Origin of the sequence: Vibrio sp. 10N.286.46.A8 (assembly GCF_041470165.1) — a bacterium.
In the GTDB taxonomy this organism is placed as follows: Bacteria; Pseudomonadota; Gammaproteobacteria; order Enterobacterales; family Vibrionaceae; genus Vibrio; species Vibrio tasmaniensis_A.
The window spans coordinates 18,703-23,657 of the sequence record NZ_JBFRLX010000188.1; the positions used below are offsets into that span (position 1 = coordinate 18,703).

A 4,955-nucleotide genomic window follows, 5' to 3' on the forward strand; every position below is an offset into this window, starting at 1 on the left:
CAATATCCAGATCAGCAATAACGTTAAGGTAAACGAACAACCTGAAGGTGCTTTCAAGGTTCATAACATTACTCCGCAACCCATCGGTGTAATTACAATGTACCCAGGAATCTCGCATGAGGTGATTCGCAACACGCTACTACAGCCTGTAAATGCAATGATTCTGCTTACTTTTGGTGTTGGTAACGCACCGCAAAATCAAGAACTACTTCAACACTTAAAAGATGCCTCAGAGCGAGGTGTGATTGTGGTGAACCTAACTCAGTGTTTGGCAGGTAAAGTCAACATGGGTGGTTACGCGACGGGTTGTGCACTAGCAGAATCGGGCGTTATCAGTGGTTACGATATGACACCAGAAGCAGCACTGGCGAAATTACATTATCTATTGAGCCAAGATTTAAGCTACGAAGAAGTGAAGGCTCAAATGCAACAAGTGTTACGCGGTGAGATGAGCTTATAAGCCTATCCTGCGATTCGTTTAGCCGAGGGCTTACCTTTAATCAAGCCCCTCACGTAAACCTGAACTAAATCGTATTATTGTTTATAAATAAACAGCTTAACAGTCAAAAAGGGGTGGCACAGTGCCACCCCTTTGTTGTAATTTAAGCCTAATGATTAGGATTAACTCTAACAATATCTTCTTGGTCGGACTTAAACTGCTTCTTTAGTTCAGACTTTGATTTAAAGCTAATTTCTCCGCCGGCTGCAATTGTCATATGTTGAGCTTCAGAGTTATGTTTCGATTGATACAACATAACCGCCTGCATACACGAGTCGCGCTGCTCTTTAGAGAGCGCCGTTCCTTCTGGCCATTTCCCCGTTTCAACTGCATAGTTTAAACGTTCGTAGACCTCGGGGGTCATTGCGCTAAGAAGTTGTTCTGCATCCATGGTAAGGCCTTAGTTTTAACAATTTTCACCAGAAAATAACCCGTATCAGAATTGAGTCAAGAACCTGACTGAAAATAAGTGTATTTGATCACAAGTGAAGGAATATGAAAATTATGAAATGGTTGGTACTAAGCCTATTGCCTTTCACTCTGGTTGGGTGTTTTGACGGGAACAAAAATACCGCTCAATTGTGCGAAAGCAACCCGTGGCTTCAGTGTGAAAAGTTAAATATGAACGACGGACAGTGCCGTGTCGCACGTACCGACCTCGTCTGGCATCGATTTGAAGCAAAAGAAAACCCCAGCGATACCAATAAGATTAAAGAGTTCGAATTAGTCTCTGCCTACAAAAAGTGTTTAGAACTTGCAGCACAAATTGAAACGATTGATCAATCCAAACTTCAAGAACGTCGCTTCATCTCCTTAATGAATAGTATCGAAGAGTCTGAGCGTATTGTTGATGAACTCTCGCGATCAAATACCCCGGAAACGCTTTATTTTATGTGGTCACAAACTGGGGATACCAACGCAAGACGCAGTTTCCTGCAATTAGAAGGGACAGAAGCATTAAACACAGCAGAGATGCAATATGCGCTAGCCACTTTTTATACTACCCGTGACCATGAAAAGACGCTTAAGCTACTCAACAATGCGTTAACGCTTTCTAATGGTTCGAAGGTCAACACCGAGATCTTCAAATCGATGGCGAGTATCAACCACAGCCTAGGTCATATGGAAAAAGCGTACGTCTGGGCAATGGTTGCCAAGAACTTTGATGTGCCTATTGCTTCTGAAGCAGAACTTACCGTGTTGTACCGTTTCGATGAGTCAACATACGAACAACTGAATCAAGACGCGGACAATATAGTAGAAGCTATTGAAGATGAGGTTTACAGCGCTTCAATCGTCCCTCGTTATTGATCGCACTGTTCTCGTTTTCTAGTCCAAACGTTCTATTCACGAGCTTTCAAAAAAAACAGCTACCATCATGGTAGCTGTTTGTGTTTGTGCTAGAAATAACTCTGAAATACTGAGCTATTGGGCGGTTCAGTACCACTCAATCAACAAATACGCCTGTAAGGATTAGACAATTGTGACAAGTTATTTGGTAGTTTCGTCATTTTTGTTGAAAATTAACGACACAGAATTAACACAGAACCGTTCACCGGTTGTCTTCGGACCATCAGGAAAAACGTGACCTAAATGGCTATCACAAGCGGTACAACGGATCTCTACACGCTTCATTCCGTGACTTAGATCTTCTATATAGCGTACTGCTTCATCATTCACTGGGGCATCAAAGCTTGGCCAACCGCACCCTGAATCATATTTGTTATCCGACAGAAACAAAGGGCTTTCACAGCATGTGCAGCTATAGACACCCGTCTTATGGTTGTGCAGTAACTTACCGCTATATGGGGCTTCGGTACCACGTTGACGACACACAGAAAATTCATCGTCTGTTAGGCGTTCACGCCAGTATTCATCAGGCTTTATCATATTTCCTCCCTTTTGAACCACGTTAATATCTCTCCACATTCTCAGTTATTATATTTACTTTTTTCTATAAAGGCTTGCATATCAGTCGTTTTGTAGCACATACTTTCTCACCAGGAAACATTGTACATATACACTCATAAGTGAATCATCATTTAGGGGTATTTTACCCAACTGGAAGGGTACAGAGCCACTTGCAATGGTCAATTTTCAACCACTTACGCCCAATTGTTAAGAAAAGCGTCGCTTTTTTTTGACATTAAACAAGTTAAGTCGGATTATCTATTGCAGATGTATACTGGATTCTGTAATTTTACTACCAGTTATCTTTAATCAGAAATTAAGTTGTGGAGCAACTACAATGACTATCAAAGTAGGTATTAACGGTTTTGGCCGTATCGGCCGTTTCGTATTCCGCGCAGCTCAAGAGCGTGCAGACATCGAAGTAGTAGGTATTAACGATCTAATCGACGTAGAGTACATGGCATACATGCTTAAGTACGACTCAACTCACGGCCGTTTCAACGGTACTGTTGAAGTTGAAGGCGGTAACCTAATCGTTAACGGTAAAACTGTACGTGTTACAGCTGAGCGTAACCCAGAAGACCTTAAGTGGGATGCTATCGAAGTAGACGTAGTTGCTGAAGCAACTGGTCTTTTCCTAACTGACGAGACTGCACGTAAGCACATCACTGCTGGCGCTAAGAAAGTAGTTCTTACTGGTCCTTCTAAAGATGCAACTCCAATGTTCGTAATGGGCGTTAACCAAGCATCTTACGCTGGTCAAGACATCGTTTCTAACGCTTCTTGTACTACTAACTGTCTTGCACCTATCGCTAAAGTACTTAACGATAAGTGGGGCATTGAGTCTGGTCTTATGACTACAGTTCACGCTACTACAGCAACTCAAAAAACTGTAGATGGCCCTTCTGCTAAAGACTGGCGCGGTGGCCGTGGTGCTTCTCAAAACATCATCCCATCTTCAACTGGTGCTGCTAAAGCTGTAGGCGTTGTTCTTCCAGAACTAAACGGCCTTCTAACTGGTATGGCTTTCCGTGTACCAACTGCTAACGTATCTGTAGTTGACCTAACTGTTAACCTAAAAGAAGCTGCATCTTACGAAGAAATTTGTGCTGCAATGAAAGAAGCTTCTGAAGGCGAAATGGCTGGCGTTCTTGGTTACACTGAAGACCAAGTAGTATCACAAGATTTCATCGGTGAAGTTCAAACTTCAGTATTCGATGCTAAAGCTGGTGTTGCTCTAACTGACAAATTCGTTAAAGTTGTATCTTGGTACGACAACGAAATCGGTTACTCAAACAAAGTTCTAGACCTAATCGCTCACATCTCTAAGTAATTTCTTTTTAGAAATAGCTTTAGATAAGCATTAGCGAAGACTGTTTTGAGCAGACTTTGAAAAAGGCGACCTTAGTGTCGCCTTTTTAATACCTGCTATCTTTTAAACAACTTCCGACTTCAATCCCGATCACCAAAACACTGAAATTCAATTCCAATACTGACTCTGCTTGTCACTCATAAAATCACAAGCACCCTAGTTCTAGTCAGCATTTGAATTCAATTTCCTTAGAAGGATCATGTAATGGATTTATCTACTCTACCTGCACTGGCGGTACTTTCTGACAACGTCACTATCGTTGAGCACGAAGGTGTAAAACTAGTTCGTGTTATCCACGATAAAGCAAACGCAGCGATTTCGTTGTTTGGTGGTCATGTCGTGTCATTCCAACCGCAAGGTCAAGAAGACCTAATTTGGATGAGCCAACAAGCTAAATTCGATGGCAAAACGGCTCTGCGTGGTGGTATTCCAGTATGTTGGCCTTGGTTTGGTCGCATTGCAGCCCCAGCACATGGTTTTGCACGTTCAAGCGAATGGCAATTGGTTGAGCACCGTGAAAGCGAAGCTGGCGTGATTGTTAGCTTAGGTCTGAAGCCAAGCGAAGAGACGCTAGCAGTATGGCCTCATCAATTTGATGCACGTTTGAATGTTGAGATCGGCGAGCAGCTAAAAGTAACGCTGGACGTGAAGAACACTGATTCTCAGCCATGGACTTTCTCTGGTGCACTGCACACTTACCTAAACGTTGGCGATATTCACAACACAACCACAACGGGTATGGGTGCTGAGTACATTGATAGCCTACAAGGTGGCAAGATCTGCCAAGGTGGTGCTGAACTGGTACTGACTGACACGATTGACCGCGTTTACACGCAACCAGAAGCGCAAATCTTTGTTGCTGACAAAAAGCTGGATCGCACGCTAACGGTTGAAAACCACGGTCATAACTCTGCGGTACTTTGGAACCCGTGGGCGGAAGGGGCTGCAGGTATGGGCGACATGCAAGACGACGGTTATCTAACCATGATGTGTGTCGAGTCAACACTGCACGCACCAAGCCTAGAAGCAGGCAAAACGTTACAGCCTGGTGAAAGCCACCAGCTGATTACAGTGATTGCTTCGAAATAAACTTAAAGCTACGCCAATTAGATACGAAAATGCAGCCCATGAGCTGCATTTTTATTGCCCCTAACCATCTCTATCTCTATCTCT

The 4,955-nt window shown here is 43.2% G+C and carries 5 protein-coding genes and 1 pseudogene; 4 read left to right on the top strand and 2 right to left on the bottom strand.

Annotation, left to right across the window (positions count from 1 at the left end):
* Positions 1 to 460, top strand: a pseudogene (gene ansA / locus AB4232_RS17610) (asparaginase); the annotation flags it as partial.
* A 148-nt stretch (positions 461 to 608) separates the two neighbouring features.
* Here the strand turns inward: ansA and AB4232_RS17615 are convergent.
* Positions 609 to 890, bottom strand: coding sequence for a YeaC family protein (locus tag AB4232_RS17615; RefSeq protein ID WP_009848655.1), 282 nt, complete (start codon positions 888 to 890; stop codon positions 609 to 611).
* Between the two features lie 113 nt (positions 891 to 1,003).
* Between AB4232_RS17615 and AB4232_RS17620 the strand changes: the two genes are divergently transcribed.
* Positions 1,004 to 1,810, top strand: a complete 807-nt coding sequence (locus AB4232_RS17620) for a DUF2989 domain-containing protein (RefSeq protein WP_371701384.1) — start codon at positions 1,004 to 1,006, stop codon at positions 1,808 to 1,810.
* A gap of 180 nt (positions 1,811 to 1,990) precedes the next feature.
* On the opposite strand, the gene msrB is transcribed toward AB4232_RS17620, so the two are convergent.
* Positions 1,991 to 2,389 carry a peptide-methionine (R)-S-oxide reductase MsrB gene (gene msrB / locus AB4232_RS17625; protein WP_009848657.1) on the bottom strand — a complete coding sequence of 133 codons (399 nt, stop codon included), beginning with the start codon at positions 2,387 to 2,389 and terminating at the stop codon, positions 1,991 to 1,993.
* 358 nt (positions 2,390 to 2,747) lie between these two features.
* Here msrB and gap point away from each other — a divergent pair, with 358 nt between their 5' ends.
* Complete coding sequence (gene gap, locus AB4232_RS17630) at positions 2,748 to 3,743, top strand: type I glyceraldehyde-3-phosphate dehydrogenase (RefSeq protein ID WP_009848658.1); 996 nt, start codon at positions 2,748 to 2,750, stop codon at positions 3,741 to 3,743.
* A 243-nt stretch (positions 3,744 to 3,986) separates the two neighbouring features.
* Positions 3,987 to 4,871, top strand: a complete 885-nt coding sequence (locus AB4232_RS17635) for a D-hexose-6-phosphate mutarotase (RefSeq protein WP_135381302.1) — start codon at positions 3,987 to 3,989, stop codon at positions 4,869 to 4,871.
* Positions 4,872 to 4,955 lie beyond the last annotated feature (84 nt).

Excerpts from the sequence above, each read along its gene's own strand:
- gap (WP_009848658.1), top strand. The coding sequence starts at position 2,748 with ATGACTATCAAAGTAGGTATTAACGGTTTTGGCCGTATCGGCCGTTTC.
- AB4232_RS17635 (WP_135381302.1), top strand. The coding sequence starts at position 3,987 with ATGGATTTATCTACTCTACCTGCACTGGCGGTACTTTCTGACAACGTC.
- AB4232_RS17615 (WP_009848655.1), bottom strand. The coding sequence starts at position 890 with ATGGATGCAGAACAACTTCTTAGCGCAATGACCCCCGAGGTCTACGAA.
- AB4232_RS17620 (WP_371701384.1), top strand. The coding sequence starts at position 1,004 with ATGAAATGGTTGGTACTAAGCCTATTGCCTTTCACTCTGGTTGGGTGT.
- msrB (WP_009848657.1), bottom strand. The coding sequence starts at position 2,389 with ATGATAAAGCCTGATGAATACTGGCGTGAACGCCTAACAGACGATGAA.